Origin of the sequence: Pannonibacter sp. SL95 (genome assembly GCF_026672425.1) — a bacterium.
Classification (GTDB): Bacteria; Pseudomonadota; Alphaproteobacteria; order Rhizobiales; family Stappiaceae; genus Pannonibacter.
In genome coordinates, this window is sequence record NZ_JAPPRC010000003.1 from 1354403 (window position 1) to 1379475 (window position 25073).

28 protein-coding genes are annotated in these 25073 nt (G+C 63.9%); 12 read left to right on the top strand and 16 right to left on the bottom strand.

Annotation, left to right across the window (positions count from 1 at the left end):
* Nucleotides 1-133 precede the first annotated feature (133 nt).
* Nucleotides 134-694, bottom strand: coding sequence for an HdeD family acid-resistance protein (locus tag OVA12_RS06905; RefSeq protein WP_268135711.1), 561 nt, complete (start codon nucleotides 692-694; stop codon nucleotides 134-136).
* A gap of 204 nt (nucleotides 695-898) precedes the next feature.
* Between OVA12_RS06905 and OVA12_RS06910 the strand changes: the two genes are divergently transcribed.
* From OVA12_RS06910 to rpsD, 3 genes are all read left to right on the top strand, one after another.
* Complete coding sequence (locus OVA12_RS06910; RefSeq protein ID WP_106752921.1) at nucleotides 899-1732, top strand: RNA methyltransferase; 834 nt, start codon at nucleotides 899-901, stop codon at nucleotides 1730-1732.
* Complete coding sequence (murI, locus tag OVA12_RS06915; protein WP_268135712.1) at nucleotides 1729-2517, top strand: glutamate racemase; 789 nt, start codon at nucleotides 1729-1731, stop codon at nucleotides 2515-2517. The genes OVA12_RS06910 and murI overlap by 4 nt, the downstream gene beginning before the upstream one ends.
* A gap of 253 nt (nucleotides 2518-2770) precedes the next feature.
* Complete coding sequence (rpsD, locus tag OVA12_RS06920) at nucleotides 2771-3388, top strand: 30S ribosomal protein S4 (protein WP_106752919.1); 618 nt, start codon at nucleotides 2771-2773, stop codon at nucleotides 3386-3388.
* Nucleotides 3389-3448: 60 nt separating this feature from the next.
* Here the strand turns inward: rpsD and OVA12_RS06925 are convergent, their stop codons facing one another.
* The gene (locus OVA12_RS06925) at nucleotides 3449-4174 is read right to left on the bottom strand and encodes a peptidase (RefSeq protein ID WP_268135714.1); all 726 of its coding nucleotides are present in this window, start codon (nucleotides 4172-4174) and stop codon (nucleotides 3449-3451) included.
* 198 nt (nucleotides 4175-4372) lie between these two features.
* Between OVA12_RS06925 and OVA12_RS06930 the strand changes: the two genes are divergently transcribed.
* The 3 genes from OVA12_RS06930 (at nucleotide 4373) to ttcA (ending at nucleotide 6220) form a co-directional block, all read left to right on the top strand.
* Entirely contained in the window at nucleotides 4373-4834 is a 462-nt protein-coding gene (locus OVA12_RS06930) for a substrate-binding periplasmic protein (RefSeq protein WP_268135715.1), read from the top strand.
* A gap of 52 nt (nucleotides 4835-4886) precedes the next feature.
* Entirely contained in the window at nucleotides 4887-5081 is a 195-nt protein-coding gene (locus tag OVA12_RS23975) for a hypothetical protein (protein WP_268135716.1), read from the top strand.
* A gap of 179 nt (nucleotides 5082-5260) precedes the next feature.
* Complete coding sequence (ttcA, locus tag OVA12_RS06940) at nucleotides 5261-6220, top strand: tRNA 2-thiocytidine(32) synthetase TtcA (protein WP_442793820.1); 960 nt, start codon at nucleotides 5261-5263, stop codon at nucleotides 6218-6220.
* 4 nt (nucleotides 6221-6224) lie between these two features.
* On the opposite strand, the gene OVA12_RS06945 is transcribed toward ttcA, so the two are convergent.
* From OVA12_RS06945 to purL, 4 genes are all read right to left on the bottom strand, one after another.
* Nucleotides 6225-6506 (bottom strand): antitermination protein, encoded by a 282-nt coding sequence (locus tag OVA12_RS06945; protein WP_268135717.1) that lies wholly within the window; start codon nucleotides 6504-6506, stop codon nucleotides 6225-6227.
* A gap of 191 nt (nucleotides 6507-6697) precedes the next feature.
* Nucleotides 6698-7021, bottom strand: coding sequence for a Grx4 family monothiol glutaredoxin (gene grxD / locus OVA12_RS06950; RefSeq protein ID WP_268135718.1), 324 nt, complete (start codon nucleotides 7019-7021; stop codon nucleotides 6698-6700).
* 69 nt (nucleotides 7022-7090) lie between these two features.
* The gene (locus OVA12_RS06955; RefSeq protein ID WP_268135720.1) at nucleotides 7091-7324 is read right to left on the bottom strand and encodes a BolA family protein; all 234 of its coding nucleotides are present in this window, start codon (nucleotides 7322-7324) and stop codon (nucleotides 7091-7093) included.
* A gap of 96 nt (nucleotides 7325-7420) precedes the next feature.
* A complete protein-coding gene (purL, locus tag OVA12_RS06960; RefSeq protein WP_268135721.1) occupies nucleotides 7421-9619 on the bottom strand; it encodes a phosphoribosylformylglycinamidine synthase subunit PurL in 2199 nt (732 codons plus the stop codon).
* 329 nt (nucleotides 9620-9948) lie between these two features.
* Between purL and OVA12_RS06965 the strand changes: the two genes are divergently transcribed.
* On the top strand, nucleotides 9949-11247 hold the full coding sequence (locus OVA12_RS06965) for a methyl-accepting chemotaxis protein (protein WP_268135723.1): 1299 nt from the start codon (nucleotides 9949-9951) through the stop codon (nucleotides 11245-11247).
* A 3-nt stretch (nucleotides 11248-11250) separates the two neighbouring features.
* On the opposite strand, the gene speB is transcribed toward OVA12_RS06965, so the two are convergent.
* The 6 genes from speB to purC form a co-directional block, all read right to left on the bottom strand.
* The gene (speB, locus tag OVA12_RS06970) at nucleotides 11251-12222 is read right to left on the bottom strand and encodes an agmatinase (RefSeq protein WP_268135725.1); all 972 of its coding nucleotides are present in this window, start codon (nucleotides 12220-12222) and stop codon (nucleotides 11251-11253) included.
* 259 nt (nucleotides 12223-12481) lie between these two features.
* Nucleotides 12482-12730 (bottom strand): DUF2164 domain-containing protein, encoded by a 249-nt coding sequence (locus OVA12_RS06975; protein ID WP_268135727.1) that lies wholly within the window; start codon nucleotides 12728-12730, stop codon nucleotides 12482-12484.
* 29 nt (nucleotides 12731-12759) lie between these two features.
* Nucleotides 12760-13431 (bottom strand): phosphoribosylformylglycinamidine synthase subunit PurQ, encoded by a 672-nt coding sequence (gene purQ, locus OVA12_RS06980; protein ID WP_268135729.1) that lies wholly within the window; start codon nucleotides 13429-13431, stop codon nucleotides 12760-12762.
* A gap of 31 nt (nucleotides 13432-13462) precedes the next feature.
* Entirely contained in the window at nucleotides 13463-13576 is a 114-nt protein-coding gene (locus tag OVA12_RS06985) for a phosphoribosylformylglycinamidine synthase-associated small membrane protein (RefSeq protein WP_268135731.1), read from the bottom strand.
* A gap of 15 nt (nucleotides 13577-13591) precedes the next feature.
* A complete protein-coding gene (purS, locus tag OVA12_RS06990; RefSeq protein WP_106752908.1) occupies nucleotides 13592-13831 on the bottom strand; it encodes a phosphoribosylformylglycinamidine synthase subunit PurS in 240 nt (79 codons plus the stop codon).
* 175 nt (nucleotides 13832-14006) lie between these two features.
* Nucleotides 14007-14804, bottom strand: coding sequence for a phosphoribosylaminoimidazolesuccinocarboxamide synthase (purC, locus tag OVA12_RS06995; protein WP_268135733.1), 798 nt, complete (start codon nucleotides 14802-14804; stop codon nucleotides 14007-14009).
* A gap of 272 nt (nucleotides 14805-15076) precedes the next feature.
* On the opposite strand from purC, the gene OVA12_RS07000 reads away from it, so the two are divergent.
* The 3 genes from OVA12_RS07000 (at nucleotide 15077) to OVA12_RS07010 (ending at nucleotide 16756) form a co-directional block, all read left to right on the top strand.
* Entirely contained in the window at nucleotides 15077-15400 is a 324-nt protein-coding gene (locus tag OVA12_RS07000; RefSeq protein WP_268135735.1) for a DUF1476 domain-containing protein, read from the top strand.
* A 225-nt stretch (nucleotides 15401-15625) separates the two neighbouring features.
* Nucleotides 15626-16399 (top strand): HpcH/HpaI aldolase family protein, encoded by a 774-nt coding sequence (locus OVA12_RS07005; protein WP_268135737.1) that lies wholly within the window; start codon nucleotides 15626-15628, stop codon nucleotides 16397-16399.
* A gap of 144 nt (nucleotides 16400-16543) precedes the next feature.
* Entirely contained in the window at nucleotides 16544-16756 is a 213-nt protein-coding gene (locus tag OVA12_RS07010; protein ID WP_268135739.1) for a hypothetical protein, read from the top strand.
* A gap of 302 nt (nucleotides 16757-17058) precedes the next feature.
* Here OVA12_RS07010 and OVA12_RS07015 read toward each other — a convergent pair whose 3' ends face one another.
* Genes OVA12_RS07015 through OVA12_RS07025 form a run of 3 tightly spaced genes read right to left on the bottom strand, consistent with a single transcriptional unit; the run spans nucleotide 17059 to nucleotide 19512 of the window.
* Nucleotides 17059-17613, bottom strand: a complete 555-nt coding sequence (locus tag OVA12_RS07015) for an RBBP9/YdeN family alpha/beta hydrolase (RefSeq protein WP_268135741.1) — start codon at nucleotides 17611-17613, stop codon at nucleotides 17059-17061.
* A 4-nt stretch (nucleotides 17614-17617) separates the two neighbouring features.
* Nucleotides 17618-18946, bottom strand: coding sequence for an adenylosuccinate lyase (purB, locus tag OVA12_RS07020; protein WP_106752902.1), 1329 nt, complete (start codon nucleotides 18944-18946; stop codon nucleotides 17618-17620).
* A gap of 59 nt (nucleotides 18947-19005) precedes the next feature.
* The gene (locus OVA12_RS07025; protein WP_268135744.1) at nucleotides 19006-19512 is read right to left on the bottom strand and encodes a hypothetical protein; all 507 of its coding nucleotides are present in this window, start codon (nucleotides 19510-19512) and stop codon (nucleotides 19006-19008) included.
* Between the two features lie 94 nt (nucleotides 19513-19606).
* On the opposite strand from OVA12_RS07025, the gene OVA12_RS07030 reads away from it, so the two are divergent.
* Nucleotides 19607-20848: an NAD(P)/FAD-dependent oxidoreductase gene (locus OVA12_RS07030; RefSeq protein ID WP_268135746.1), complete on the top strand. Its 1242-nt coding sequence runs from the start codon at nucleotides 19607-19609 to the stop codon at nucleotides 20846-20848.
* A gap of 26 nt (nucleotides 20849-20874) precedes the next feature.
* On the opposite strand, the gene OVA12_RS07035 is transcribed toward OVA12_RS07030, so the two are convergent.
* On the bottom strand, nucleotides 20875-21354 hold the full coding sequence (locus OVA12_RS07035; protein ID WP_268135748.1) for an Lrp/AsnC family transcriptional regulator: 480 nt from the start codon (nucleotides 21352-21354) through the stop codon (nucleotides 20875-20877).
* Between the two features lie 154 nt (nucleotides 21355-21508).
* On the opposite strand from OVA12_RS07035, the gene OVA12_RS07040 reads away from it, so the two are divergent.
* A complete protein-coding gene (locus tag OVA12_RS07040) occupies nucleotides 21509-25021 on the top strand; it encodes an indolepyruvate ferredoxin oxidoreductase family protein (RefSeq protein WP_268135750.1) in 3513 nt (1170 codons plus the stop codon).
* The last annotated feature ends 52 nt before the right edge of the window (nucleotides 25022-25073 follow it).

Here is a 25073-nt window from a genome sequence, read left to right on the forward strand (position 1 = left end):
GGTGTTCTAGCAAACAGGGGGGAAAAGGCAATCAACCGAAAGCCGCAGCCCAAACCGCAAGCCGGGTCGCGTTTCGCAAATGCGTCAGGATCGCGAAGGCCGGCGACGTCTGCCGCCGGCCAACATGCAAGGATTATTCGGCGGTCGCGCGGGCGGCGAGGCCGATGGCGATATAGCTCCAGCCGTTGAACAGGATGGAGATGCCGGCCATCAGGCCGAGGGCCCAGTCCGCCGACGCGGGCAGTTCCGCCCAGATCATGCCACCTGCGGCGAGCGAGACGAGACCGGCGATCAGCACCCAGACCCAGCCGGTATGGGGCCGCAGGCGGAGGGCAAAGACGATCTGCGAAATACCCTGCGCCACAAAGACGGCGGCGACAACCAGCGTGAGGGCCAGCGTTCCGGCGAGCGGGTTGGTATAGATGATGATGCCACCGGCCAGTGCGATGGCGCCGGTGATCAGCGACCAGAGGAAGCCGGCCCAGCCCTGAACCTTGAACGACTGATAGATCTGGATCGCCCCACCGATGACCAGCACGGCTGCAATGAAAAGCGTCACGGCGATCGACGCGGCCAGCGGTGCGGCGATGATCACGAGCCCGCCCAGCACAAGGATGACCCCGAGGGCAACAAACCAGCCCCAGTTTTCCCGCACGCGGGCCGCGATGGATTCGAGGTCTTGGTCATGGCTCATGGATCTTGCTCCGTGTTTCACGTCTGCCGCGCCGCGCGCCTTGCGCGACTCGTCAGCCAGATGATGAAATGTCAGGCGTTACAGCCTCGTGAAAAATGACGATTTCCTTTGTCTCTGCGTCTGGAAACAGGCTTCAGCGTGACGGGTATGCGGTTGACTGTAGGTCTGGAGTTTGCCGCAAACATCCGGTAAATCCCGGCTATCATGACACGAAACGCAAACATCCGCGATGAAGCCCTGACCGTCGACGTCCGTCCGCCGGCAGTGATCCTGTGCGAACCGCAGCTGGGCGAGAACATCGGCACCGCCGCCCGCGCCATGGCCAATTTCGGCCTGACCGATCTGCGCATCGTCAATCCGCGCGATGGCTGGCCGAGCGAGAAGGCCCGGGCTGCGGCCTCGCGCGCCGACCATGTGATCGACAAGGTCCAGGTCTTTGACAGTCTCGAGGCGGCCATCGCCGACCTAACCTTCGTCTATGCCACGACGGCGCGCTCACGCGAGGTCGCCAAGCCCGTGCAGGGGCCGGATGAGGCAGCCGCCAAGGTTACCGGCCTTGGCGCGCAGGGGCTTGCCACCGGCTATATCTTCGGGCGCGAGCGCTGGGGCCTCAACAATGAGGAAGTCGCGCTGGCTGACGCCATTGTCACCTTGCCGGTCGATCCGAATTTTGCTTCGCTCAACATCGCCCAGGCGGTTCTGGTCTGCGCCTATGAGTGGCGCAAGACGGCAACCAACGGCGCGCTGCCTTTCGTGCTCGACACAGAAGCCAATCCGCCGGTGCAGAAGGACGACCTGCTTCGTTTCTTCGAGCATCTGGAGGGGGCCCTCGACCGGGTGACCTTCTTCCGTCCGGTGGAACGGCGGCCGCATATCGTGCGCAACATCCGCAACATCTTCCAGAAGGCCGAGCTGACCGATCAGGAAGTGAAGACCCTGCGCGGCATCATCGCCGCGCTGGAGGGGCGCCCGACGCGGCCGCGCAAGGATCAGGACGCTGCCGCAACCGAGCCACAGACGGAGACACCAGACCAATGAGCCGGCCCGTCCTCCTGTTCGATTCCGGTATCGGCGGGTTGACGGTCCTGCGCGAGGCGCGCGTGCTCATGCCGGAGCGCAGCTTTGTCTATGTCGCCGATGATGCCGGCTTTCCTTATGGCGGCTGGGAGGAAGAGGCGCTGAAGGCGCGGCTACTGTCGCTGTTCAAGGACCTCCTGCACCGGTTCGATCCGGAAGTGGCCGTGGTGGCCTGCAACACCGCCTTCACGCTGGCAGGTGCCGATCTGCGAGCCGCCTTTCCCGGCACGGTCTTTGTCGGCACGGTGCCGGCGATCAAGCCGGCGGCGGAACGCACCCGCTCTGGCCTTATCTCCGTGCTGGCAACGCCTGGCACGGTCAAGCGGGCCTATACCCGGGACCTTATCCAGTCTTTCGCCAGCCAATGCCATGTGCAGCTCGTCGGCTCGCCGAAGCTTGCCAGCATGGCGGAGGCTTACATTCGCGGCGAGACGCTGTCGGACGACGATGTCCGGGCCGAGATTTTCGGTTGCTTCCAGGAGCGGGAGGGCGCACGCACCGACATCGTCGTTCTGGCCTGCACGCATTATCCGTTCCTGGTGAATGTGTTCCGCCGCCTTGCGCCTTGGCCGGTCGACTGGCTTGACCCGGCCGAGGCAATCGCCCGGCAGGCGCGTCGGCTGGTGCCTGCGCTGGACCGGCTCAAGGCCGATTCCCGTCCGGACCGTGTCGTGTTCACCTCTGATGCGCCGGATTTTGCCACCCAGCGCCTGGTCCAGGGCTTTGGTCTGTCGCCTCTGGTTTAGGAAATGGCCGGATTTCCGGCTTTTTTCGTGCGGAGACCATGTCCGCGCGTTTGACAATCCCGGTCGTCTCGTCTATTGACCCGCGATCCGTACGGGGCTTGCCCTGTCGGTCTACGCACCCGTGGGGATTTTCCAGCCGGCGCAGTTCAGCTGGACCCCTGTCGATCAGATCGCTTTGGCAAATGTCGAGGCGGATCCGATAAAGGAGGGCGCGTTTCCTTAAAAAACGAGCCAAACGACAAAGGAAACAGCGATGTCGAAGCGCCACAGCGTTAAGTACAAGATTGACCGCCGCATGGGCGAAAACATCTGGGGTCGCCCGAAGAGCCCGGTCAACAAGCGTGAATACGGCCCGGGCCAGCACGGCCAGCGCCGCAAGGGCAAGATGTCCGACTTCGGCGTGCAGCTGCGCGCCAAGCAGAAGCTCAAGGGCTACTACGGCAACATCTCCGAGAAGCAGTTCCACAAGACCTACGTCGAAGCGTCGCGCATGAAGGGTGACAGCTCCGAGAACCTGATCGGTCTGCTGGAGCGCCGTCTCGACGCGATCGTCTACCGCGCCAAGCTCGTCCCGACCGTCTTCGCAGCCCGTCAGTTCGTCAACCATGGCCACGTCAAGGTCAATGGCAAGCGCGTCACCATCGGCAGCTACCGTTGCCGTCCGGGCGACCTCATCGAGGTCCGCGACCGCTCCAAGCAGATGGCCCTGGTCATCGAGGCGACCCAGTCGTCCGAGCGCGACGTTCCGGAGTACCTGGAAGTCGACCACGGCAAGATGACCGTCAAGCTGAACCGCGTCCCGGCCTTCAACGAAGTGCCGTACCCGGTCCAGATGGAACCGAACCTGATCGTCGAATTCTATTCGCGCTGATCGGTCTGGTCTTCAGACTTATGGAAAGGCCGCCCATCGGGCGGCCTTTTTGTTTTGGGGTCACATGTCGGGGAGGGGCAGGGCTTCGACCAGCGTTGTCAGGCCGGCGGCGTATCCCTGCCGCAGGCCGGCAAGATAAGGATCTCCTTCATCGAAGGAGCGCATCCGCCGGGCCTCCAGCGAGCCATTTTCATAGAGCAGCAGGTCGATCGGTGCGCCGACCGAGAGGTTCGAGCGCATGGTGGCGTCGAAGGACAGCAGCGTCAGCTTGGCTGCTTCCTCAAGGCTGGTGTCAAACCGCAGCAGACGGTCGAGGATCGGCTTGCCATATTTCGTCTCGCCGATCTGCAGGAACGGCGTGCGCTCAGATGCTTCCATGAAGTTGCCGGCGGAATAGATCTGGAACAGGCGTCGTTCCTCGCCAAGGATCTGCCCGCCCAGAAGGAACGAGGCCGACGGATCGCCATAGGGGTGAACGAAGCTTGCCTCGCGCGCCAGCACGTCGCGCAGGCAATCGCCAATCTTCTGTGCCGCGTCGAACAACGACGTTGATGTGGCGATGTCCCGGTGTGTCTCGCCCGTTCCATAGGCTTGCCGAAGTGCCGAGATCACGGCCTGGGTCGTTGCAAGGTTGCCCGCCGACAGGATGGTCATGAGCCGTTCGCCCGGCGTTGCAAAGACCGACAGCTTGGACACGGTCGCGATCTGGTCGACGCCGGCATTGGTCCGGGAATCCGATGCCAGCAGCAGGCCGCGCTCAAGGAGAATGCCCAGACAATAGGTCATGTCGAATTGCTCGCTCCCGTTAAAACTTGTTCTTACCATGCCGCACGGAAGTGACCTCAAACCTAACGTATCGCGCATTTTCTCCTTGAAACGGCCAGCTCTCCCGAAACGGGGTAAGGGCTAAGTAATAAATCTGCCGCAGGGTCATTTTATGAAAAACGAAGGCAACTTTCGCCTCGTGCCCAGGGGAACATGTGAATGAAGAAACTTATCCTCTCCGCAGTCGCGCTCATGTGCTTCATCGGCGCAGCAAACTCCGCCGAAATCACGCTGACGACAGAAGATTACAAGCCGTACAACTTCATGACCGGTGACAAAATTACCGGTATCGGTGCGGATCAGGTCTTTGAACTCATGAAGCGTGCCGACGTTCCTTACAAGGCGGAGATGATGCAGTGGTCGCGTGCCATCGGACTTGCCGAAAAGGATGCCAATACCTGCGTCTTCACCGCATCGCACAGCACGGAGCGCGACAAGCGCTTTGCCTGGGTCGAGCCTCTGTTCGTTGATCGCACGCTGCTGATCCGGAAGGCCGGCTCGGCCATTGCGCCGAAGTCCGTCGAGGAGGCCAAGGGCTATCGCATCGGGACGCAGGCCAAGGACTATACTGGAGGATCTGCTCAAGTCGGCCGGCTTCCCGACCATCGATCCTGCGAATAACCTCGAAACGACCCTGAAGAAACTCGACGCTGGCCGCGTCGATCTGGTCACGGTGTCGGGCTCCTATTTCGACAGCCTGAAGAAATCGGGGGCTGCAGTCGAGGAAGCGTTCGTGCTGAACGAGACGACCCTGTCTATGGCCTGCAACCTGAGCACGGACGCCGGTACGCTCGACAAGATGCGCGGTGCCCTGAAGTCGATGATTGATGATGGCACCCAGGCCGCGATCGTCGCGAAGTATCAGTAAGCTCTTTCCAAGTCTCCTGTCTCCCAAGACTCCTCTCAACTGGCCGCCCACCCGGGCGGCCGTTTCTTTTTCGGCGCTGTCCGCCCGGCCATGCCCTTTACAAAGCCGGGGCAGGACGGCATAGCACCAGAAACGCGGACGCTGCGCGAGGCGCGCCTGCTTGAGGATCAGGATCCCAGATGACCACTGCAACGGAAAGCCAGATGCCGGACGCCGACGAGGGCATGGACGCTGATTGCCCGGCCATGCTGCGCGCGGCGCCTTCGACGGTGGAGTTCAAGAAGCTGCGCAAGCGGCTGCTGCGCGAGGTGCGGCAGGCGATCGACGACTACGGCATGGTGGCGCCGGATGCGCATCAGAAGCGTCCCAAGTGGCTTGTCTGCCTGTCTGGTGGCAAGGACAGCTACACGCTGCTGGCCGTGCTCATGGATCTGAAGTGGCGCGGCCTGCTGCCGGTGGATCTGCTGGCCTGCAATCTCGATCAGGCTCAGCCCGGGTTCCCGCCCGAGATCCTGCCGGCCTTCTTCGAGAAGAACGGCATCGAGAACATCATCGTGCGTGAGGACACCTATTCGATCGTCACGTCGAAGATCCCGGCGCACAAGACCTATTGCTCGCTGTGCTCACGCCTGCGCCGCGGCATTCTCTATCGCATTGCGCGGGAGCAGTGCTGCGAGGCGATCGTGCTCGGGCACCACCGTGAGGACATCCTCGAGACCTTCTTCATGAACCTGTTCCACGGCGGGCGCCTGGCGTCGATGCCGCCGAAGCTGGTCAATGACGAGGGCGACATCCTGGTGCTGCGGCCGCTCGCCTATTGCGCGGAAAGCGATGTGGCGAAATACGCCGCCGGCATGCAGTTTCCGATCATTCCCTGCAATCTCTGCGGCTCGCAGGATGGTCTGCAGCGCGAAGAGGTCAAGCGCATGCTGATGGACTGGGAACGTGCGTCTCCGGGCCGTCTCGGCGTCATGGCGCGGGCGCTGGCCCACACCCGGCCGTCGCATCTGCTTGACCGGTCGCTGTTCGATTTCGTCTCGGTTCGCCCGGGCGAGAACAATGGCGGGCCCGCGCGCGACAACGAGGAGCCATGCGGCGCCGGTCTTGCGATGACGCGGAACCTCTTCGCCGCCGAGTAGGCGCTCAGGAGCCCGACCGGCCCTTGAACCCGCCGACAGGCGTGTTGCGCACGAGGATAACCAGGCCTTCGCTGCTGGGCGCTGCATCTGCGGCGGCCAGCCCGCCATGCGGACGGCAGAGGTCGGCTTCGGAGGCACCCGCGGCGGCAACAAACAAGGTCAGGCTGGCGCAGCTGATCCGCGTCAGGTCCTCGTCATTGACCGATCTCGGCGTATTGGCCAGCGCAACGGCGCTGAGAATGAGCACTGAGGCTGCACAGGCAATCAGGCTGGTGGTCTTCAGCATAGTCCCCGCTCCCTGTTGTCCGGCCTCTGCCGGATCCTGGTACGGAGAATGGCGGTACACGACTGTACTGACCCTTAATCCGGCATTCACCTGCCATTCAGGTTAGGCGAGTCGGCAAATTTTGCCTAGCAGACATAAGAAGACCGGCCGCGCGCTGCACGGCCGGTCCACAGGATTCTGCCCTTGCGGCATCAGGCGGTGGTGACGCCCTTTTCGGCGAACACGGCCTGCAGTTCCTGGTTCTGGAACATCTCGCGCACGATGTCGCAGCCACCGACGAACTCGCCCTTGATGTAGAGCTGCGGAATGGTCGGCCAGCTGGCGTAGTCCTTGATGCCCTGGCGCAGGTCTGCGTCCTCGAGCACGTTGATGCCCTTGTAGGGAACGCCGAGGTAGTCGAGGATCTGGACGACCTGGCCGGAGAAGCCGCACTGCGGGAAGTTCGGCGTGCCCTTCATGAACAGCACAACGTCGTTGCTCTCGACTTCGTTCTTGATCCAGTCCTGAATGCTCATCGTTTCGTCCTCGTCTCCATTGGCCATGCTTGGCCCGGCATTCGTTTGCGCCATCGGCGGTTGATGGTGTCAGTCCGGCGCGTTGGTCTGCAGCGCCAGCGCATGCAGCGTGCCGCCCATGTTGCCCTTGAGCGCCTGATAGACCATCTGGTGCTGCTGGACACGGCTCTTGCCCCGGAAGGCCTCCGAGACAACGTTGGCCGCATAGTGATCGCCATCGCCAGCCAGATCGCGCACCTCGACCTGGGCGTCCGGAAGGGCTGCCTTGATCAGGGTGATGATTTCATTCGCGTCCATCGGCATCGGTGAGACCCTCTTCCCTCTGAAGTCCTGTGTCCCGGCAGCAGGGGCTGCCGGGCCTTGCGTTGCGTTCCGCCGGTCGCGGCCTGACCATGAAGATCAGCGCGCCGACATGAAGCCAGGGAACCATTCTTCATGCGCCGCGCGCAGCTTTGCAACGGATATGGTGAGGATGCCCTCCACAGTCAAATCCGCGCCGCCGGTGGTGCCAATCCGCTGGATCTCCAGTCCGGCGTCAAGGCCGTCCTCGATGGCGGCATCAGCCTCGTCTGCCGCGACGGTCACGACATAACGGCCCTGATCCTCGCCGAAGAGCGCGGCATGGGCGAGGCCCTCGACCGCGACGGTGGCGCCAAGATTGCCTGCCATGGCCATTTCGGCCAACGCGACGGCGAGGCCACCGGAGGAAATGTCGTGCACGGCTGTCGTCCGGCCGCTGCGGATCCAGTCCCGCACCAGATCGCCATTGCGGCGCTCCGCTGCCAGATCAACCGGGGGAGGGGCGCCTTCCTCGCGGCCGAGGATATCGCTGAGATACTGGCTGGCACCCAGATGCGTGCCATGGCCTCCGATCAGCAGGATCGCCTCGTCCGGCTTGGCGAAAGCGATGCTTGCGCGGTTGGCAACATTGTCCAGGAGGCCGACACCGGCAATCGCAGGGGTCGGCAGGATGGCCTGGCCGTGGGTCTCGTTGTAGAGCGACACGTTGCCGGAGACGACGGGGAAATCGAGGGCGCGGCAGGCTTCGCCGATGCCTTTGATGCAGCCGACGAACTGACCCATGATCTCCGGCTTTTCCGGGTTGCCGAAGTTGAGGTTGTCGGTGATCGCCAGCGGTTCGGCGCCTACGGCCGTCAGGTTGCGCCAGACTTCAGCCACGGCCTGCTTGCCGCCTTCGACCGGATCGGCCTCGCAGTAGCGCGGCGTCACGTCGGCGGAGAAGGCGAGGCCCTTGCCGGCGGCGTTGACGCGGATGACGCCCGCATCGCCGCCCGGACGCTGGGCGGTGTTGCCCTGGATCAGGGTGTCGTACTGTTCGTAAACCCAGCGGCGCGACGAGCCATTGGCCCCGCCGACGAGCCTCAAGAGCGCGTCTGCATAGTCCGCAGGTGCGGCCACATCGCTGGCGGCAATCAGCGGACGCTTCGGGCTTTCCACCCACGGGCGGTCATATTCCGGCGCCTGGTCACCAAGCTCCTTGATCGGCAGGTCGGCGACTACCTCGCCCTGGTGCTTGATGATGAAGCGCAGCGTGTCGGTGGTCATGCCGACGATGGCGAAGTCGAGGCCCCACTTGACGAAGATCGCCTTGGCTTCCTCTTCCTTCTCCGGTCGCAGCACCATGAGCATGCGCTCCTGGCTTTCCGACAGCATCATCTCGTAGGCGGTCATGCGCTCCTCGCGCACCGGCACCTTGTCGAGGTCGAGCTCGATGCCGAGGTCGCCCTTGGCGCCCATCTCGACGGCCGAGCAGGTCAGGCCGGCCGCGCCCATGTCCTGGATCGCGATGACAGCGCCGGACGCCATCAGCTCAAGGCAGGCTTCCAGCAGGCACTTTTCGGTGAAGGGGTCACCCACCTGAACGGTCGGGCGCTTTTCCTCGATGCTGTCGTCGAATTCGGCCGAGGCCATGGTTGCGCCGCCGACGCCGTCACGGCCGGTCTTTGCGCCGAGATAGACGACCGGGAGACCGACGCCTTCCGCCTTGGACAGGAAAATGCCGTCCTTCTTGGCAAGGCCCGCCGCGAAGGCGTTGACGAGGCAGTTGCCGTTGTAGCGGGCGTGGAACTCCACCTCGCCGCCAACCGTCGGCACGCCGAAGGAATTGCCATAGCCGCCGACGCCAGCGACGACGCCGGAGACGAGATGGCGGGTGCGCGGGTGATCCGGCGCGCCGAAGCGCAGCGCGTTCATCGCCGCAACAGGGCGCGCGCCCATGGTGAAGACGTCGCGCAGGATGCCGCCGACGCCCGTCGCCGCGCCCTGGTAGGGCTCGATGTAGGACGGGTGGTTGTGGCTTTCCATCTTGAAGACGACAACGTCATCGTCGCCGATGTCGACCACGCCGGCATTTTCACCCGGGCCCTGGACCACACGCGGGGCAGTGATCGGCAGCGTCTTCAGCCACTTCTTGGAAGACTTGTACGAGCAATGCTCGTTCCACATGGCGGAAAAGATGCCCAGTTCCGTGAAGGTCGGCTCACGGCCGATCAGGTCGAGGATCCGCTGGTATTCGTCAGGCTTCAGCCCGTGGGCCGCGACGAGGTCAGGGGTGATCTTGATGTCGTTGGGGATCATGGGCATCCGCTTCGTTGCGCAAGGGACAAGGCCTGTGGCGGCTCGCGCCCCCTTTAACAGATCACCGCGCGGAATGGGAGTGCTTCACGGCTCAAAACACAGTCGAGAAGGGGGCGGCTGTGCCTGGCCACTTTTGCTGGAACGTTGGAGCTGTCCGGGTGATGCAAATGTGGAGCATTTTTTCTGACTGGACTTGCGCTGTTAAGAGTTCATTCAGTCTGTGAACTTACCTATCGTTATAAATGACGAAGGGGAAGAATATGTTTCGATTCAAATCGGCAACGGCGGCAGAGAGCAGCAACGTAAGTAAAACGCCTGAGCTGCCTGTGATGGCGGTTGTATCGGCGCTGCGTGCACTTGAAGCCCACGCCCGCCTTGAAGGTCTGGATGCTCTGCCGCGGGAACTGGCGGATGCGCTGACTTCGCTGGCGGCAACGCTGGGCCGCCATGACGAGACACAGCTGCGCCAGACGGTGGACTATTCTGTGCAGGCGAGCGAGGCCATGGCCGCGACCGCGCGCATCACCGGTGAAATCCGCGATACCGATCAGCAGGCCCGCATGATGTCGGCAGGCGTCGATGAGCTGACGGCCTCGATCGAGCAGATTTCACATACCGCCAACGAGGCCGCGACGGCGATGGATGTGGCGCACGGCGCCCTGCATGGCGGGGCAACGGCAACGCGCAACGCGGCGACCTCGTCGCTGCGCATCGGCTCGTCCTTCGACAAGATGAGCGAGAGCGCCCGCCAGCTGGCGATGGCTGCCGAACAGATCGGAACCTTCGTGGCGACGATCGATGGTCTTGCCCAGCAGACCAACCTTCTTGCGCTGAATGCCACCATCGAGGCCGCGCGCGCCGGTGAAGCCGGCAAGGGCTTTGCGGTGGTTGCCAGCGAAGTGAAGCAGCTGTCCGGTCAGACCCAGAAGGCGACCGACGACATCCGCGCCCGCATCGAGCGACTGCAGGTGCATGTTGGCGAGGTCATGACCTCCGTCGACGAAGTGCAAAGCCTTGTCGGGGAAAGCGCCGAGCAGTCTGAAGATGCCGCGACCAAAATCGGTTCGGTTCTGGAGCATGTGGGCAGCAACGCTTCACGCATGAACGCCATCGCCGGTCTCCTGAGCCAGCAGAGCGAGGCGGTCCGGGAAATCGCGACTGGCATTCACGCCATCGCCCGCCACTCACAAGCCGCAACGCGCTTCACGGAGGAAGTCATCCGGGCCGTTGGCAGTTCTGAAGCTGTGATCAACGCCCAGTTCGTCGAACTCGACAAGCGCGACATCGCCAACTACGTGCTGCACCGGGCGAAGTCGGATCATCTTCTTTGGAAGAAGCGCCTGTCGGAGATGTTCGTTGGTCTGAAGAGCCTGAAGACGGAAGAGCTCAACGACCACCACCATTGCCGACTGGGCAAGTGGTACGACAGCGTGACCGATCAGTCGCTCCGCCGTCATCCCTCGTTCTCGGCCTTGCTGCCTGTCCACGAAGCCGTACACCGCAATGGCAAGCTCGCAGCGAGCCTCCACGCCAAGGGCGATCGTGAGGGGGCACTGAAGGCGCTGGCGGAGATGGAAAAGGCATCAACCGAAGTCATCCGCCACATCGATGCCTTGCTGAAGGGCTGAGTCTCAGCCCTGCTCCAGGCGCGCGCTGGCCAGCACGCACATCAGTTCGAACATTAGAGAGGCTCCCAGCCATGCGGTCCCGCCAGAGGGATCGAAGGGCGGGGAGACCTCGACCAGATCCGCGCCAATCAGGTTGAGGCCGGAGAGCTTGCGGATCATCCGCTGCGCCTGGAACGAGGTAAACCCGCCGATCTCCGGCGTGCCTGTGCCCGGTGCAAAGGCCGGGTCGATGCCATCGATGTCAAAGCTGACATAGGTGGGCTCGCGCCCGACACGTTCGCGTGCCTCGTCCATCACATGCTCAACGCCGCGCTCCATCAGCTCCTCGATCATGATGATGCGCACGCCCTGGGCTTCACCCCACTCGATGTCTTCTCCGTCATACATCGTGCCGCGGATGCCGATCTGGACGACCCTTTCCGGATCCAGCAGCTCTTCCTCGATGGCACGGCGGAACGGCGTGCCATGGGTGTAGCGGAAGCCGCCGAAATAGCCGTCGAACAGATCGGTATGGGCATCGAAATGCACCATGCCGAGCGGTCCTTGCCGGGCAAGGGCTCTCAGGATCGGCAGGGACACCAGATGGTCACCGCCAGCCGACAGCGGCGTGATGCCGAGATCCATCACCTGGTCGTAGAAGCCTGTGATGCGGGCGAGTGCGTCCTGCACATCCGCCGGGTTGACCGGGGCATCGCCAAGGTCGGCGCAGCGTGCGAGCTTGAACGGATTGACGCCCGTGTGCGGATGCACCTGGCGGATCATGGTGGACAGGTCGCGTAGCTGGCGCGGCCCGTGGCGGGCGCCGGCGCGGTTGGTGGTGCCGCCGTCCCAGGGCACGCCGATGAGACCGATATCCACGTCTGCCGCCCGGTCATCGCGCAAATGGACATGCGGAAGGCGCATGAACGTCGGTATTCCGGCAAAGCGCGGCAGATCAAAGCCGGACACCGGCTGGAAGAAATCATCGCCTGTCATCAGTTCCCCCCGTTTTGAGCCAGCATGCACAACGGCACCGGGGGCGGCAAGGGGAGGGGAGCGGCTTCAAGACCGGCGTACCAATGGCGGCGCTTGCCCCCCACCCCCAACCCCTCCCCACGAGGGGGAGGGGAGCTGAGATGCCGGGCCCTTGAAACAAGGCAACAGGTCGAAGCGCCAGCCGCCCCTCCCCCTCGTGGGGAGGGGTAAGGGGTGGGGGGCAGCAGCAGACCCGATTACAAACTGGCGTCTCAGCCGCTCACCGCCGGTCGTGGCGCTCCAGGGCGGAGAGATCGTCGCTGAGATCATCGAAGCGGCGGGCGGCGAGGGCGGCGGCGTCGCGCACGCCTTGCGTATAGAAGGCGCTGCCGGCTTCCTGGCTCAGGAAATCGAGGAGTCGCAGCGCGTCCATGTTCCCGATATCGATGTCCAGCTCGCTGCGGCAGAAGGCGGCAAGGCGGCTTGCGATGTCACTCTGGAGGTCGCGGGGCAGTTCGAGCTTGCTCATGTCCTGTCCCCGCGCTGTGGTGTCTCTGGTCAGGCGACCAGCTGGCCGACGAGGCTCTCAAACAGCTTGCGGCCGTCGCTGCCGCCCTGCAGATCCTCGATCAGGTTCTCCGGATGCGGCATCATGCCGAGGACATTGCCCTTGGCGTTGACGATGCCGGCGATGTCGTTCAGCGAGCCGTTGGGGTTCTGGCCATCCGCATAGCGGAAGACGACCTGGCCGTTGTCCTCGATGGCCTTCAGCGTTTCGGCATCGGCGAAGTAGTTGCCGTCATGGTGGGCAATCGGGCAGCGCCAGACTTCGCCCTCCTTGAAGGCATTCGAGAAGGCGGTGCGGGCGTTGACGGTCTTCAGCTGCACTTCCTTGCAGATGAACTTCAAGCCGGCATTGCGCATCAGGGCGCCCGGCAGCAGGCCCGCCTCAGTGAGGATCTGGAAGCCGTTGCACACGCCGAGGACATGCACGCCCTTGGCAGCGCGCTCGATCACGGTCTGCAGCACCGGCGAGCGGGCTGCAATGGCGCCGCAGCGCAGGTAGTCGCCGTAGGAGAAGCCGCCCGGGATGACGATGAGATCGACGTCCGGAATGTCGGTGTCCGTGTGCCAGACCGTTGCCGGCTTGCTGCCGGTGATCGTCTCCAGCGCGTAGAGCATGTCGCGGTCGCGGTTGAGGCCTGGGCAGAGGATGACGGCGGACTTCATGATCTCGGTTCCCCGTTGGTCAGGTTTGCGCCTAGAGCAGGACCAGCACGGCCAGGAGGCTCAAGGCGGCGGGAAGCAGGATGAACACGGCGGCCTTGAGGAGAAGGAAGCGGATCGCGCGGGCGCTGTCCTCATCCATGGCCATTCCTGCTCCGGGTTGTCAGAGGATCTCGATGGCGTAGTTCTCGATCACCGTGTTGGCGAGCAGCTTCTCGCACATGGCGGCGATCTCTTCACGCGCCTTGGCAGCGTCGCGGTCGCTCAGTTCGATGTCGAAGACCTTGCCCTGGCGCACGCCGCCGATGCCGCCGAAGCCGAGCGCGCCAAGCGCCCCCTCGATGGCCTTGCCCTGGGGATCCAGAACGCCGTTCTTCAGGGTGACGGTGACACGTGCCTTCATCGCTGTCGTCTTTCCGCTTGTCGCCTTGACCCCACAGGGTCATCCGTTGCGCGCTCCTTACACCACAGAGGCCAAGCGCGAAAGAGCCAAGCTCCCGCTCAGGACCCGGAAAAGCAAAAACCCCCGGCGAAGTGTTCGCTAGGGGTTTTCCGTTTCAGGGACCGATGCCGGATGCTTACTGCACCAAGGTCGGGCCGGAGCCGCCGGGGCGCTCGTTGTCGTTCAGGATGCCCAGACGGCGGGCTACTTCCTGATAGGCCTCGAGCATGCCGCCGAGGTCGCGGCGGAAGCGGTCCTTGTCCATCTTCTCGTTGGTCGTGATGTCCCACAGACGGCAGTTGTCCGGGGAGATCTCGTCAGCAACGACGATGCGCATCATGTCGCCTTCGAACAGGCGGCCGCATTCGATCTTGAAATCGACGAGGCGGATGCCGACGCCAAGGAACAGGCCGGACAGGAAGTCGTTGACACGGATGGCGAGCGCCATGATGTCGTCGAGCTCCTGCGGGGTGGCCCAGCCGAAGGCGGTGATGTGTTCTTCAGCAACCATCGGGTCGTTCAGAGCATCGCTCTTGTAGTAGAACTCGATGATCGAGCGCGGCAGCTGGGTGCCTTCCTCGAGGCCGAGGCGCGAGGACAGCGAGCCGGCCGCGACATTGCGCACCACGACTTCCAGCGGAATGATCTCAACTTCGCGGATCAGCTGCTCGCGCATGTTCATCCGGCGAATGAAATGGGTCGGAATGCCCATGCCGTTCAGCTGGTTGAAGATGTACTCGGAGATCCGGTTGTTAAGGACGCCCTTGCCATCGACGATCTCGTGTTTCTTGGCATTGAAGGCAGTCGCGTCGTCCTTGAAATGCTGGATCAAGGTTCCAGGCTCCGGGCCCTCATAGAGGATCTTGCCCTTGCCTTCATAGATGCGCCGGCGGCGATTCATGGGCACGTACCGTGTTCGTTCGAGGAAATCCATCGAGGCGGGAAACTCCTTGGCGTCTGATTCCGGGTGGCGCGAGCGCTGACCAATCACCGCGTTATCGACATTTAGCCCCGCATTAGCGGCGCGGAACTTAACCGATCCTTCGCAAAAGCACAATGAGCGCGGCTCAGGCTTTTGCTTTGCCGGCCGATGCCCCCTCGCATTTGCGATATCGCGTTGATTTGCCGAACGCCGGAGGATATTGAGAAGCCCGAAAAAGTCCCCACATTGGGGACAGACGCTGTCCGCCAATGAGGAGGCACCAGATGAGCACGTTCGACAATCGCGAGCAGGGCTTCGAGAGCAAGTTTGCCCATGATGAGGAGCTTCGCTTCAAGGCAACTGCACGCCGCAACAAGCTTCTCGGCCTCTGGGCTGCAGACAAGCTTGGCCTCGCTGGCGAAGAAGCCGCTGCCTATGCCAAGGAAGTCGTTCGCTCCGACTTCGAAGAGGCTGGTGACGAGGACGTGTTCCGCAAGATCCGTGGCGATTTCGACAATGGCAAGGTCGAGCAGTCCGACCACCAGATTCGCCGCACGATGGACGAGCTGATGCACACCGCCATCGACCAGATCCAGAAGGGCGAATAAGCCTTTCTCCGATGAGCCTTCCAGACCCCGCTTCGGCGGGGTCTTCGTTTTTGGGCCCCGCAAACGCGCGTCTTGACCAGCGGTGCACTTGTTTGAGGGTGCCGGACAGCCTGCGGTGTCGCATGGCTTGCCGTCGCAGTGCGAACCGGCTTTGATCCCGGTCCAACCGGACAGCGCTGACGAACGTCTCGCGGCGCAGTCGTGACAGCTCAGGGATCCAAGATCATGTCCAGCTCAACCCAGCCCAGCCTCGCCACGCGTCTGCGCGCAGGCGAAACCATCGTGACCGCCTGGTCCAACCTTGCCGTTCCGATCCTTGCCGAAGTCATGGGCCGGGCCGGGTATCCATGCGTCACGCTCGACATGCAGCATGGCATGCATGACATTGCCAGCCTGCGGGACGGGCTGGCGGCGATCGCGCTTTCGGGTGCGCACCGGGCCGTCCGCATTCCGGTCGGCGAATCGGGCACGGCCAGCCGCGCGCTGGACTTTGGTGCGGAGCTGGTCATCGCCCCGATGATCAACTCCGCCGCCGAGGCCAAGGCCTTTGCCGACGCGATGAAGTATCCGCCGGTTGGCGCACGCAGCTGGGGGCCGCAGCGTGGCGCGATGCTGGCCGGCAAGTCGCCCGCCGACTATCTGGCGAGCGCCAATGCCGAGCTTCTTTCGCTGGCGATGATCGAAACGCCGGAAGCGATTGCCGCACTCGATGACATCCTTGCCGAGCCGGGGATCGACGGCATCTTCGTCGGCCCGAGCGACCTGTCGCTGACGCTGAACAAGGGGGCAAAGCTCGATCCGGGCGGCAACATGACGATGGCAGCTGCGCAGGATATCGCCGCACGCACGCGCGCTGCCGGCAAGATCGCCGGCATCTTCTGCCTGGAGGCCTCCGGCGTCGGCCCGGCCAGGGACATGGGTTACAGCTTCATCGCCCATGGCGTCGATTTGACGCTGTTCTCCGCCGCGCTGAAGGACACGCTGGCCCGGATCGGTTGACAAGGGTCAAGGCAGGGCAGGGTGGCTCGGGTCATCCTGCCTGCCAGGTCATCCCCGGGACGCGCGAATGCGTCCGGACGGCGGGTCGGTGACAGCAGGGCCGGATCCTGTTCCGGCTGAACCCCTTGTCAGGGAACCCGTCACATGTGGAAGCTTGCTGCCATCCTCTTCATCATCATCGGCCCGACACTTGCCGGCATCGGTGCGCTCGTGCCGCTGACCGTCTATGGCGTCAATGAATTCAACCCGCTGCTTCTGGCAATTGCAGCCGGCATCGGCCTTCTGGTTGCGGTTCCCGTCAGCCTGGTGGTGGGCAAGAAGGTCAATGACGCCATCCGCCCGCGCCGCTTGGCGTGAGGGGCAGGGGCGGGAGGTCTGTGCGGGAAAAGAATGACCTTTCGCTCTCGCCCTTGGCCTGAGCGTATCGCCAAGGGCGTAGAAATACATTCTGCAGTCATCCCCGCCTCGTGCGGGGATCCATCCGGTCTTGCTGCGTACCGTGAGTTTCCGGCGTCCTCGGGACGAAAGCTGGATCCCCGCACAAGGCGGGGATAACCGCCGCAATATTGGCGCTCCCAACCATCCCGCGAACGCTGTTCTGCTGGCCTTGTAGCGTCCGGCAACTGAAGCCTTGCCCCGCAATGGGTGCCGGCGCTGCGTTACAGCCGCGCCATGAAGTGGGCGAAGGACATCATGCCCTCCGGCCAGGGGCCGTGGCCGCTTTCCAGGTTGATGTGGCCGGCGTGACCGGCGTCCTGCAGCGTGGCGCCCCAGGCTGTGGCCAGCCCGCGCGCGACCTCGAAGTCGCAGTACTCGTCATTCTGGCTGGCGACCACATGGGTGCGGAAGGGCAGGGGCATGCGCGGCACCGGCACGAAGTCGCCGCCGTCGAACTCCGGCACGAGGCCGGGGCGGTCCCAGTCGGAGGGGGCGGCGAGAAACGCCCCCTTGACCTTGTCCTTCGGCAGCACATGCGCGCCATGGGCCACGAAGACGCAGCCCAGGGAATGTGCGACCAGCACGACCGGCTTGGTTGCCCGCTCGATTTCCGCGAGCAGGGTTTCCATCCAGACCTTCTTCGAGGGCGTCCACCAGTTGTCCTGCTCGACCACTCGGGCGGTCGAGATCTTGTCCGCCCAGCGGCGCATCCAGTGGCCGGCCTCGGCATTGCCGAAGCCGGGGATGAGCAGGATCTCAGCCTCTGCCGTCTTCATCGTCTTACGCCTCGCCAAACACGCGCTTGAAGATCACGTCGACCGCCTTGGTGTGGTAGCCAAGGTCGAAGCGGGCGCGGATCTCATCCTCCGACAGATACTTGCGCACGTCGGCGTCGTTGAGAAGCTCGGTCAGGAAGTCGACCGTGGCGCTGCCGGCGACCTGGTAGCTTTCCCAGACCTTCATGGCGTTGCGCTGGACGAGACGGTAGGCGTCCTCGCGCGAGGAACCGGCCTGGGTCAGAGCCAGCAGGATGCGCTGGGAATGCACGAGGCCGCCGAGACGGTCCATGTTGCCCATCATGCGCTCCGGATAGACCAGCAGCTTGTCGATGACGGTGGTGAGCCGCGCGAGCGCGAAATCAAGGGTGATGGTCGCGTCCGGGCCGATCATGCGCTCGACGGAGGAATGCGAGATGTCGCGCTCGTGCCACAGGGCCACGTTCTCCATCGCCGGGATGGCGTAGCCGCGCACCAGACGGGCCAGACCGGTGAGGTTCTCGGTCAGCACCGGGTTGCGCTTGTGCGGCATCGCCGAGGAGCCCTTCTGGCCGGGGGAGAAATACTCCTCGGCTTCCAGCACTTCCGTGCGCTGCAGGTGGCGCACTTCGGTCGCAAGGCGCTCGATCGACGAGGCGATGACGCCGAGCGTGGCGAAATACATCGCATGGCGGTCGCGCGGGATGACCTGGGTCGACACCGGCTCGGCCTTCAGGCCCATGGCCTCGGCGACGTGTTCTTCGACGCGCGGGTCGATGTTGGCGAAGGTGCCGACCGCGCCGGAAATGGCGCAGGTGGCGATTTCCTCACGCGCATGCAGGAGGCGGGTGCGGCAGCGGTCGAACTCGGCATAGGCCTGGGCAAGCTTCAGGCCGAAGGTGACCGGCTCGGCATGGATGCCGTGCGAGCGGCCAATCGTGACGGTGTCCTTGTGCTCGAAGGCGCGGCGCTTGAGGGCGGCGAGCAGCGCGTCCATGTCCTTCAGCAGAAGGTCCGTCGCCTTCACCAGCTGCACGTTGAAGCAGGTGTCGAGAACGTCGGAGGAGGTCATGCCCTGGTGCACGAAGCGTGCATCCGGACCGACGATCTCGGCCAGATGGGTTAGGAAGGCGATGACGTCATGCTTGGTCTCGCGTTCGATCTCGTCGATGCGCTCGATGTCAAAGGTGGCCGGGCCGCCCTTTTCCCAGATGGTCTTTGCCGCTTCCTTCGGGATCACGCCGATCTCGGCCAGCGCGTCGCAGGCATGCGCCTCGATCTCGAACCAGATGCGGAACTTCGTCTCTGGCGACCAGATGGCGACCATGTCGGGGCGGGAATAGCGCGGGATCATCGCGGGCCTCGTCTTTTCAGGGATGTTGGCGGTGCCAATAGCAGGTAGCGCCCATAACCTCAATCAGCGTGGCGCGCCTCGCGGCTTCGCCGGCGCACAAAGACCAGTGCCGCCGCAACGAGCAGCGGCAGGCCGGCCGGCAGCAGGATGCGGATCCCGTCGATGGCAAAGAGGTAGGCGGCATTCGCGCCCGTCACCAGCGTCTCCAGCACCCAGTCGCGGCTGAACGGTGTCTGGTGAAAGGCAGCGTAATAGAGGCGGAATTGCAGGAAATAGAGAAGCGCTGTCATGCCGGCCGTGCCAAGGCCCAGGAGCAGGAACAGGGCGGCAAAGCGGGCGGTTGCGGCTTCCCGGCGGTCGGCAATCCACAGGGCCAGTGGCCAGGCGGTCAGCGCGCCGCTCAGGCCGCCGAGACCGAAGATGAAGATCAACGCCAGGGCGCGCGGCGTGAAGGCCTCCTCGCTGCGCAGCACATGCAAGGCGGCCAGTATTGCCATGGCAACAGGCCAGATCGCGGCGGCGGCTGCCATTTCCAGGGTCCGCGAGCTGCCGATGCCGAATTTCATTGCGGAATTTTCCCTGCGCCTTGTTGCGTTTCAGGGTATATGCCGGAGAATGCCGGATGCAACATCCGGTTAACCGTCGCGGGCAGGTGCGGGAGTGCAAAGTGTAGACGTCATCGTGCTGGGGGCGGGAATTGTCGGGGCCTCGACGGCCTTGCAGCTCCAGCGCAAGGGGCTTGACGTCGCCCTGATCGATCGCCGGCAGCCGGGCGAGGAAACCTCCTATGGCAACGCTGGCATCATCGAGCGCAACGGTTTCGTGCCGATCGGCTTTCCCGAGGAATGGCGGTTCCTTCTCGACATCGCCCTGAAGCGCAGCCCGGCCGTCAACTACGACATGAAGACCCTGCTGCGCATCGCGCCCTGGCTGCGCGCGCTGAAGCGGCAGTCATCGCGGCCGGCCCTGCAGCGCTTTGCCCATGCCATCGACAGTTTTGAGCGGCAGGCGGTTGCCGAGCACCAGGTGCTCGCTGGTCTTGCGGCTTGCGAGAAATTCTACCGCAAGACCGGCTGGCTGCATCTCTATCGCAGCGAGCCGGCCTACCGCGCCGCCGAGATCGAGCGACACTTTGCCCGGATCTTCGGGGCCGAGTATCAGGAACTGGGTCCGCTGGAGATCAACGAGCTGGAACCAGCGCTGATGGCGGACACTTGCCAGGGCGTCTACTGGCCGGACAGTCAGTCAGTCTCCAGCCCCGGTGGTGTCACCAAGGCCTTTGCCAAGGCGGTGGTCGACCGCGGCGGCCACCTTTACCTCGGTGATGCGCGCCGTCTCAGCCGCTCCCGGGGGGGCTGGGCTGTGGCGACGGACCGTGGGCCGGTGTGGGGTCGGGCGGCCGTCGTCTGTCTCGGGCCCTGGGCGCCGGACCTCTTGAAGACCTTCGGCCTGCGCTTTCCGATGATCGTGAAGCGTGGCTATCATCTGCACTACAAGCATCCGCCCAACGCCACCCTGACGCGGCCGGTCGTCGACATGGAACACGGCTATGTCCTGACGCCAATGGAAAAGGGCATCCGTCTCACCACGGGGATCGAGTTCCGCGACCGAGATGCGCCGCCGTCGCCGGTGCAGATCGGCAAGGCGCTTGAGCGGGCGAAGGAGATCTTTCCGCTTGGACCACCGGCGGAATCCGAGCCCTGGATGGGTGCGCGGCCCTGCTTTGCCGATTCTCTTCCCGTCACGGGCGCCGCGCCTGGCGAGGCCGGCCTGTGGCTCAACTTCGGCCACGGCCATGTCGGCTTCACGCTCGGACCGGTCACTGGCCGCCTGATCGCCGAAATGATCACGGGCCAGGACCCCTTCGTGGATCCCGGCCCGCTGTCGCCTAATCGGTTTTGATGATGAATGCCGCTTGACTTGTCGCCTCAGCGCTCGCGCAGTGGCAGGGCGACGGTGTCCTTCACCGTGTTGACCACGATGCGGGATTGCACGTCCGACACAAGCGTGTTGTCGAGAAGCTTCAGGCGCAGGAAGTTGTCGTAGGCCTTGATGTCTTCGGTCACCACCTTGATCAGGTAATCGACGGCGCCCGTGATGCGCTCACAGGTCACGACCTCCTGCCAGTGATGCACCAGCTTGTCGAAGGTCTCCATGTTCTCGCGGCTGGGTACGGTCAGCTTCACGAAGGCATAGGAGACGAAGCCGAGACCGACTGATTCCCGGTCGACGACAGCCACGACCTGACGGATGACCCCCATCTCTTTCAGCTTCTTGATACGGCGCCAGCACGGCGTCTGGCTCATGCCGGCCGCCTTGGCAATTTCAGCAATGGACTGGGACGCGTCCCGCTGCAGCACCCGCAACACGCGGATGTCGGAAGGGTCTAGGAGAAAATTTTCGGTCATTCCCGGCTTCTTGGAAGGATTGCGCCGCTTTAGGCTCTTGTGCCGGCACATTAGCACAGAAATTATCGCGGAAAAGGACGATATTGGTTCTTCGAGAGGCAGTGATCCGGCGATGCCGTCAAAGCGTCGTCGGACCGGCCGAGGAGGGGATCCGATGAACGCCTATGCACCCATCGTCACACGTGACGATCTGGCCCGCAAGTCCGTAACGCTGGACGACAAGTTTGTGGCCTTGGACGGCCGAATTTATCTCACCGGCATCCAGGCGCTGGTGCGTCTGGCGCTGGATCGCAAGCGCCTCGACCGGGACGCGGGACTGAAGACGGGAGGCTTCATTTCCGGATATCGCGGCTCCCCTTTGGCGGGCTACGACACCGAGCTGACCCGGGCGCGCCGGCATCTTGCCTCCCATGACGTGGTGTTCAAGCCGGGCGTCAACGAGGAGCTCGGCGCCACTGCGGTCTGGGGTTCACAGAAGGTGCGCCAGCACGGGCGCGGTTCCAGCTACGACGGCGTCTTCGGCATCTGGTACGGCAAGGCCCCCGGCGTGGACCGGGCTGGCGATGTGCTGAAACAGGCCAATGCCTCGGGGGTCGATCGCAACGGCGGCGTTCTGGCCCTTGCCGGCGACGACCACCTTGCCAAATCCTCGATCCTTCCGGCGCAAAGCGAGTTCTTCTTCGAGCACGCCGAAATGCCCGTCCTCAATCCGGCCGATATCCAGGAAGTTCTCGACTACGGCCTGCACGGCTTCGAACTGTCGCGCTATGCCGGTCTGTGGACTGCGATGATCTGCCTTGCCGACACGATGGACGCGTCGGCGACCATTTCCGTTGCCCCGCAGCGGCTGAAGTTCCTGCGCCCGGACAGCGATCCGTGGGCCGAGCAGGATCTCAACCGCGTGCTGCTGCTGGGCAACCGGCTCGAGACCGAACGCCTCCTGCGCGACGTGCGCATCCCGGCGGCCCAGGCCTATGTCCGTGCCAACCGGCTGGATGCCATCGCCTTCGGTGCCAGCCGTCCTCGCTTCGGTATTGTCGCCACCGGCAAGGCCTTCCGCGACCTGTTGCAGGCGCTGGACCTTCTCGGCATCACCGAGGCCCGCGCCCGTGACATCGGCCTTGCCGTCTACAAGGTGGCCATGCCCTGGCCGCTGGAGCCCTACAATTTCACCGAATTCGGCCGGGGCCTGTCCAAGCTGCTCGTCGTCGAGCACAAGCGGGCCTTCATGGAGCCGCAGATCAAGTCGATCTCCTACCACTGGCCGGAAGGCTCGCGCCCGCTGATCTGGGGCAAGCGCACGCCGGATGGCTCGCCGTTCCTGTCGGATGTGCTGGAGCTGTCTGTCGCGGAAATCCTGCAGGCCTTGCTGAAGTACCTGCCGGACGAGATCGTCACCGACGAGATGCGCGCCGTCAGCGAAAAGATGACGATGCAGGTCATGTGGGCGCAAGGCCATGCCGAACGGGCCGCGCGCGTGCCCTATTTCTGCTCCGGCTGCCCGCATTCCTCCTCGACCAAGACGCCGGAAGGCTCGCGCTCACTGCCGGGCATCGGCTGCCACGCCATGACCGAGCAGGCCGGACGCACCACCGACGGCCAGATCGCCATGGGCGGCGAGGGCGTGCTGTGGGTCGGCCAGAAGGACTTCTCCAACGACACCCACGTTTTCGCCAACCTGGGCGATGGCACCTATTTCCATTCCGGCATTCTGGCGATCCGTCAGTCGATCGCCGCGAAGATGCCGATCACCTACAAGATCCTCTACAACGACGCCGTCGCCATGACGGGCGGCCAGCCGCATGACGGCACGCTCACCGTGCCGCAGATCACCCGGCAGCTCGAGGCCGAAGGCGTTGACCGCATTGCCGTCGTCTCGGAAAACCCCGATGCCTATATCGGCCGCAGCGATCTGGCCCCGCTGACCCAGGTCGTGCACCGCGATCTCCTGATGGATGTGCAGCGCGAGTTCCAGACCGTGCCGGGCGTCACCGTCATCGTCTATGACCAGACGTGCGCGGCCGAAAAGCGCCGCCGCCGCAAGAAGGGCTCGTTCCCCGATCCGGATCTGCGCCTGTTCATCAACGATCGTGTGTGCGAGGGCTGCGGTGACTGTTCGGTGCAGTCCAACTGTCTCTCCGTCGAGCCGCTGAAGACCGCCTTCGGCGAAAAGCGCCAGATCAACCAGTCGAGCTGCAACAAGGACTTCTCCTGCGTGAAGGGCTTCTGCCCGTCCTTCGTCGAGGTTGGCGGCGCGGCCCTGCGCAAGGCGACCACCAAGGGCCTCGACATCGACGCCATGCTGGCGGACCTGCCCGAGGTCGAGCTGCCGGGGCTGGAGCGCACCCGCAACCTGCTCGTTGCCGGTATCGGTGGCATGGGCGTGACGACCATCTCCGCCGTGCTCGCCATGGCGGCGCATCTGGATGGCATCCAGGCCTCGACACTGGATATGACCGGCCTTGCCCAGAAGGGCGGCCCGGTCACCTCGCACGTGCGCTTTGCCTCGCTTGAGCGGGGCATTGAGGGACCGCGCGTGCCGACAGCCGCGCTCGATGTGCTGATCGCCTCTGACATGGTCGTTGCCACCAACGCCGAACAGCTGGCGCTGGCCAACCGTCCGGTGATGCTGAGTGTCGCCAATACCCGCGTGGCGCCGACGGCCGAATTCGTCCTGAAGCAGACCTTGTCCTTCGATGAGGCGCGGATGCTGAAGTCGCTGGAAGCCGCCTCGCGCGCCTGCCTGCCGATTGATGCGGCGAGCGTTGCCGAGAAGCTTTTCGGCGATGCCATCTACGCCAACATGATGCTGGTCGGCATGGCCTATCAGGCCGGCGGCCTGCCGCTGCATGCCGAAGCCATCGAGGCCGCGCTGGAGCTGAACGGCGCGTCTGTGGCCAGCAACATCAAGGCCTTCCGCGCCGGGCGCGTGCTGGCTGCCGATCCTGCGAAGATCCTGTCCGCCCTGCCGGGCCAGGAAAAGCCGGCACCCGAGACGCTGGACGAGAAGATCTCCCGCTACGCCCGGGAACTCACTGCCTACCAGAACGCTGCCTATGCCGACCGCTTCACAGCGCTGGTTGGCGACCTGCGCAAGGCCGACGCGACCCATGGTCCGGGCACCTTCCGCCTCACCGAGACGGTCGCCGACATGCTCTACAAGGTGATGGCCTACAAGGACGAGTATGAAGTCGCGCGGCTCTATGCCGACCCGGCCTTCAAGGCGAAGCTGCTGGCGCAGTTCGATGATCCGAAGAAGCTGAAAGTCCTGCTGGCCCCGCCGCTTCTGGCCCATCGCAAGGATCCGAAGACGGGCCGTCCGGCGAAGATCGGCTTCGGCCCTTGGATCTTCACCGCCTTCCGCCTGTTGTCGAAGTTCAAATCGCTGCGCGGCACCAGGCTCGACATCTTTGGCTACAACACCGAGCGCAAGGCGGAACGGGCGCTGGTCGACAGCTACAGCGCCGATGTCGCGGTTCTCACCGGTCACCTGGGCACGGCGAGCTACGGCCTTCTGGTGGAGATCGCCCGCGTGCCGGATCTGGTGCGTGGCTTTGGCCCGGTGAAGGAAGCAAACCTTGCCAAGGCCGAGGCCAAGCGCGCCCAGCTGATGCAGAAACTCGTTACCGGCAACGGTTCTGAAGGGTTCATGGCTGCGGCAGAGTAAGACCAACTGTCGGTGAGCTTGACTCACCGAGAGTTGGTCAAGCCCGTGCAGC

What these genes read in the sequence shown, in the direction of transcription:
- OVA12_RS06905 (WP_268135711.1), bottom strand. Translation starts at nt 694, where the DNA reads ATGAGCCATGACCAAGACCTCGAATCCATCGCGGCCCGCGTGCGGGAA.
- OVA12_RS06910 (WP_106752921.1), top strand. Translation starts at nt 899, where the DNA reads ATGACACGAAACGCAAACATCCGCGATGAAGCCCTGACCGTCGACGTC.
- murI (WP_268135712.1), top strand. Translation starts at nt 1,729, where the DNA reads ATGAGCCGGCCCGTCCTCCTGTTCGATTCCGGTATCGGCGGGTTGACG.
- rpsD (WP_106752919.1), top strand. Translation starts at nt 2,771, where the DNA reads ATGTCGAAGCGCCACAGCGTTAAGTACAAGATTGACCGCCGCATGGGC.
- OVA12_RS06925 (WP_268135714.1), bottom strand. Translation starts at nt 4,174, where the DNA reads ATGACCTATTGTCTGGGCATTCTCCTTGAGCGCGGCCTGCTGCTGGCA.
- OVA12_RS06930 (WP_268135715.1), top strand. Translation starts at nt 4,373, where the DNA reads ATGAAGAAACTTATCCTCTCCGCAGTCGCGCTCATGTGCTTCATCGGC.
- ttcA (WP_442793820.1), top strand. Translation starts at nt 5,261, where the DNA reads ATGACCACTGCAACGGAAAGCCAGATGCCGGACGCCGACGAGGGCATG.
- OVA12_RS06945 (WP_268135717.1), bottom strand. Translation starts at nt 6,506, where the DNA reads ATGCTGAAGACCACCAGCCTGATTGCCTGTGCAGCCTCAGTGCTCATT.
- grxD (WP_268135718.1), bottom strand. Translation starts at nt 7,021, where the DNA reads ATGAGCATTCAGGACTGGATCAAGAACGAAGTCGAGAGCAACGACGTT.
- OVA12_RS06955 (WP_268135720.1), bottom strand. Translation starts at nt 7,324, where the DNA reads ATGCCGATGGACGCGAATGAAATCATCACCCTGATCAAGGCAGCCCTT.
- purL (WP_268135721.1), bottom strand. Translation starts at nt 9,619, where the DNA reads ATGATCCCCAACGACATCAAGATCACCCCTGACCTCGTCGCGGCCCAC.
- OVA12_RS06965 (WP_268135723.1), top strand. Translation starts at nt 9,949, where the DNA reads ATGGCGGTTGTATCGGCGCTGCGTGCACTTGAAGCCCACGCCCGCCTT.
- speB (WP_268135725.1), bottom strand. Translation starts at nt 12,222, where the DNA reads ATGACAGGCGATGATTTCTTCCAGCCGGTGTCCGGCTTTGATCTGCCG.
- OVA12_RS06975 (WP_268135727.1), bottom strand. Translation starts at nt 12,730, where the DNA reads ATGAGCAAGCTCGAACTGCCCCGCGACCTCCAGAGTGACATCGCAAGC.
- purQ (WP_268135729.1), bottom strand. Translation starts at nt 13,431, where the DNA reads ATGAAGTCCGCCGTCATCCTCTGCCCAGGCCTCAACCGCGACCGCGAC.
- OVA12_RS06985 (WP_268135731.1), bottom strand. Translation starts at nt 13,576, where the DNA reads ATGGCCATGGATGAGGACAGCGCCCGCGCGATCCGCTTCCTTCTCCTC.
- purS (WP_106752908.1), bottom strand. Translation starts at nt 13,831, where the DNA reads ATGAAGGCACGTGTCACCGTCACCCTGAAGAACGGCGTTCTGGATCCC.
- purC (WP_268135733.1), bottom strand. Translation starts at nt 14,804, where the DNA reads ATGGATTTCCTCGAACGAACACGGTACGTGCCCATGAATCGCCGCCGG.
- OVA12_RS07000 (WP_268135735.1), top strand. Translation starts at nt 15,077, where the DNA reads ATGAGCACGTTCGACAATCGCGAGCAGGGCTTCGAGAGCAAGTTTGCC.
- OVA12_RS07005 (WP_268135737.1), top strand. Translation starts at nt 15,626, where the DNA reads ATGTCCAGCTCAACCCAGCCCAGCCTCGCCACGCGTCTGCGCGCAGGC.
- OVA12_RS07010 (WP_268135739.1), top strand. Translation starts at nt 16,544, where the DNA reads ATGTGGAAGCTTGCTGCCATCCTCTTCATCATCATCGGCCCGACACTT.
- OVA12_RS07015 (WP_268135741.1), bottom strand. Translation starts at nt 17,613, where the DNA reads ATGAAGACGGCAGAGGCTGAGATCCTGCTCATCCCCGGCTTCGGCAAT.
- purB (WP_106752902.1), bottom strand. Translation starts at nt 18,946, where the DNA reads ATGATCCCGCGCTATTCCCGCCCCGACATGGTCGCCATCTGGTCGCCA.
- OVA12_RS07025 (WP_268135744.1), bottom strand. Translation starts at nt 19,512, where the DNA reads ATGAAATTCGGCATCGGCAGCTCGCGGACCCTGGAAATGGCAGCCGCC.
- OVA12_RS07035 (WP_268135748.1), bottom strand. Translation starts at nt 21,354, where the DNA reads ATGACCGAAAATTTTCTCCTAGACCCTTCCGACATCCGCGTGTTGCGG.
- OVA12_RS07040 (WP_268135750.1), top strand. Translation starts at nt 21,509, where the DNA reads ATGAACGCCTATGCACCCATCGTCACACGTGACGATCTGGCCCGCAAG.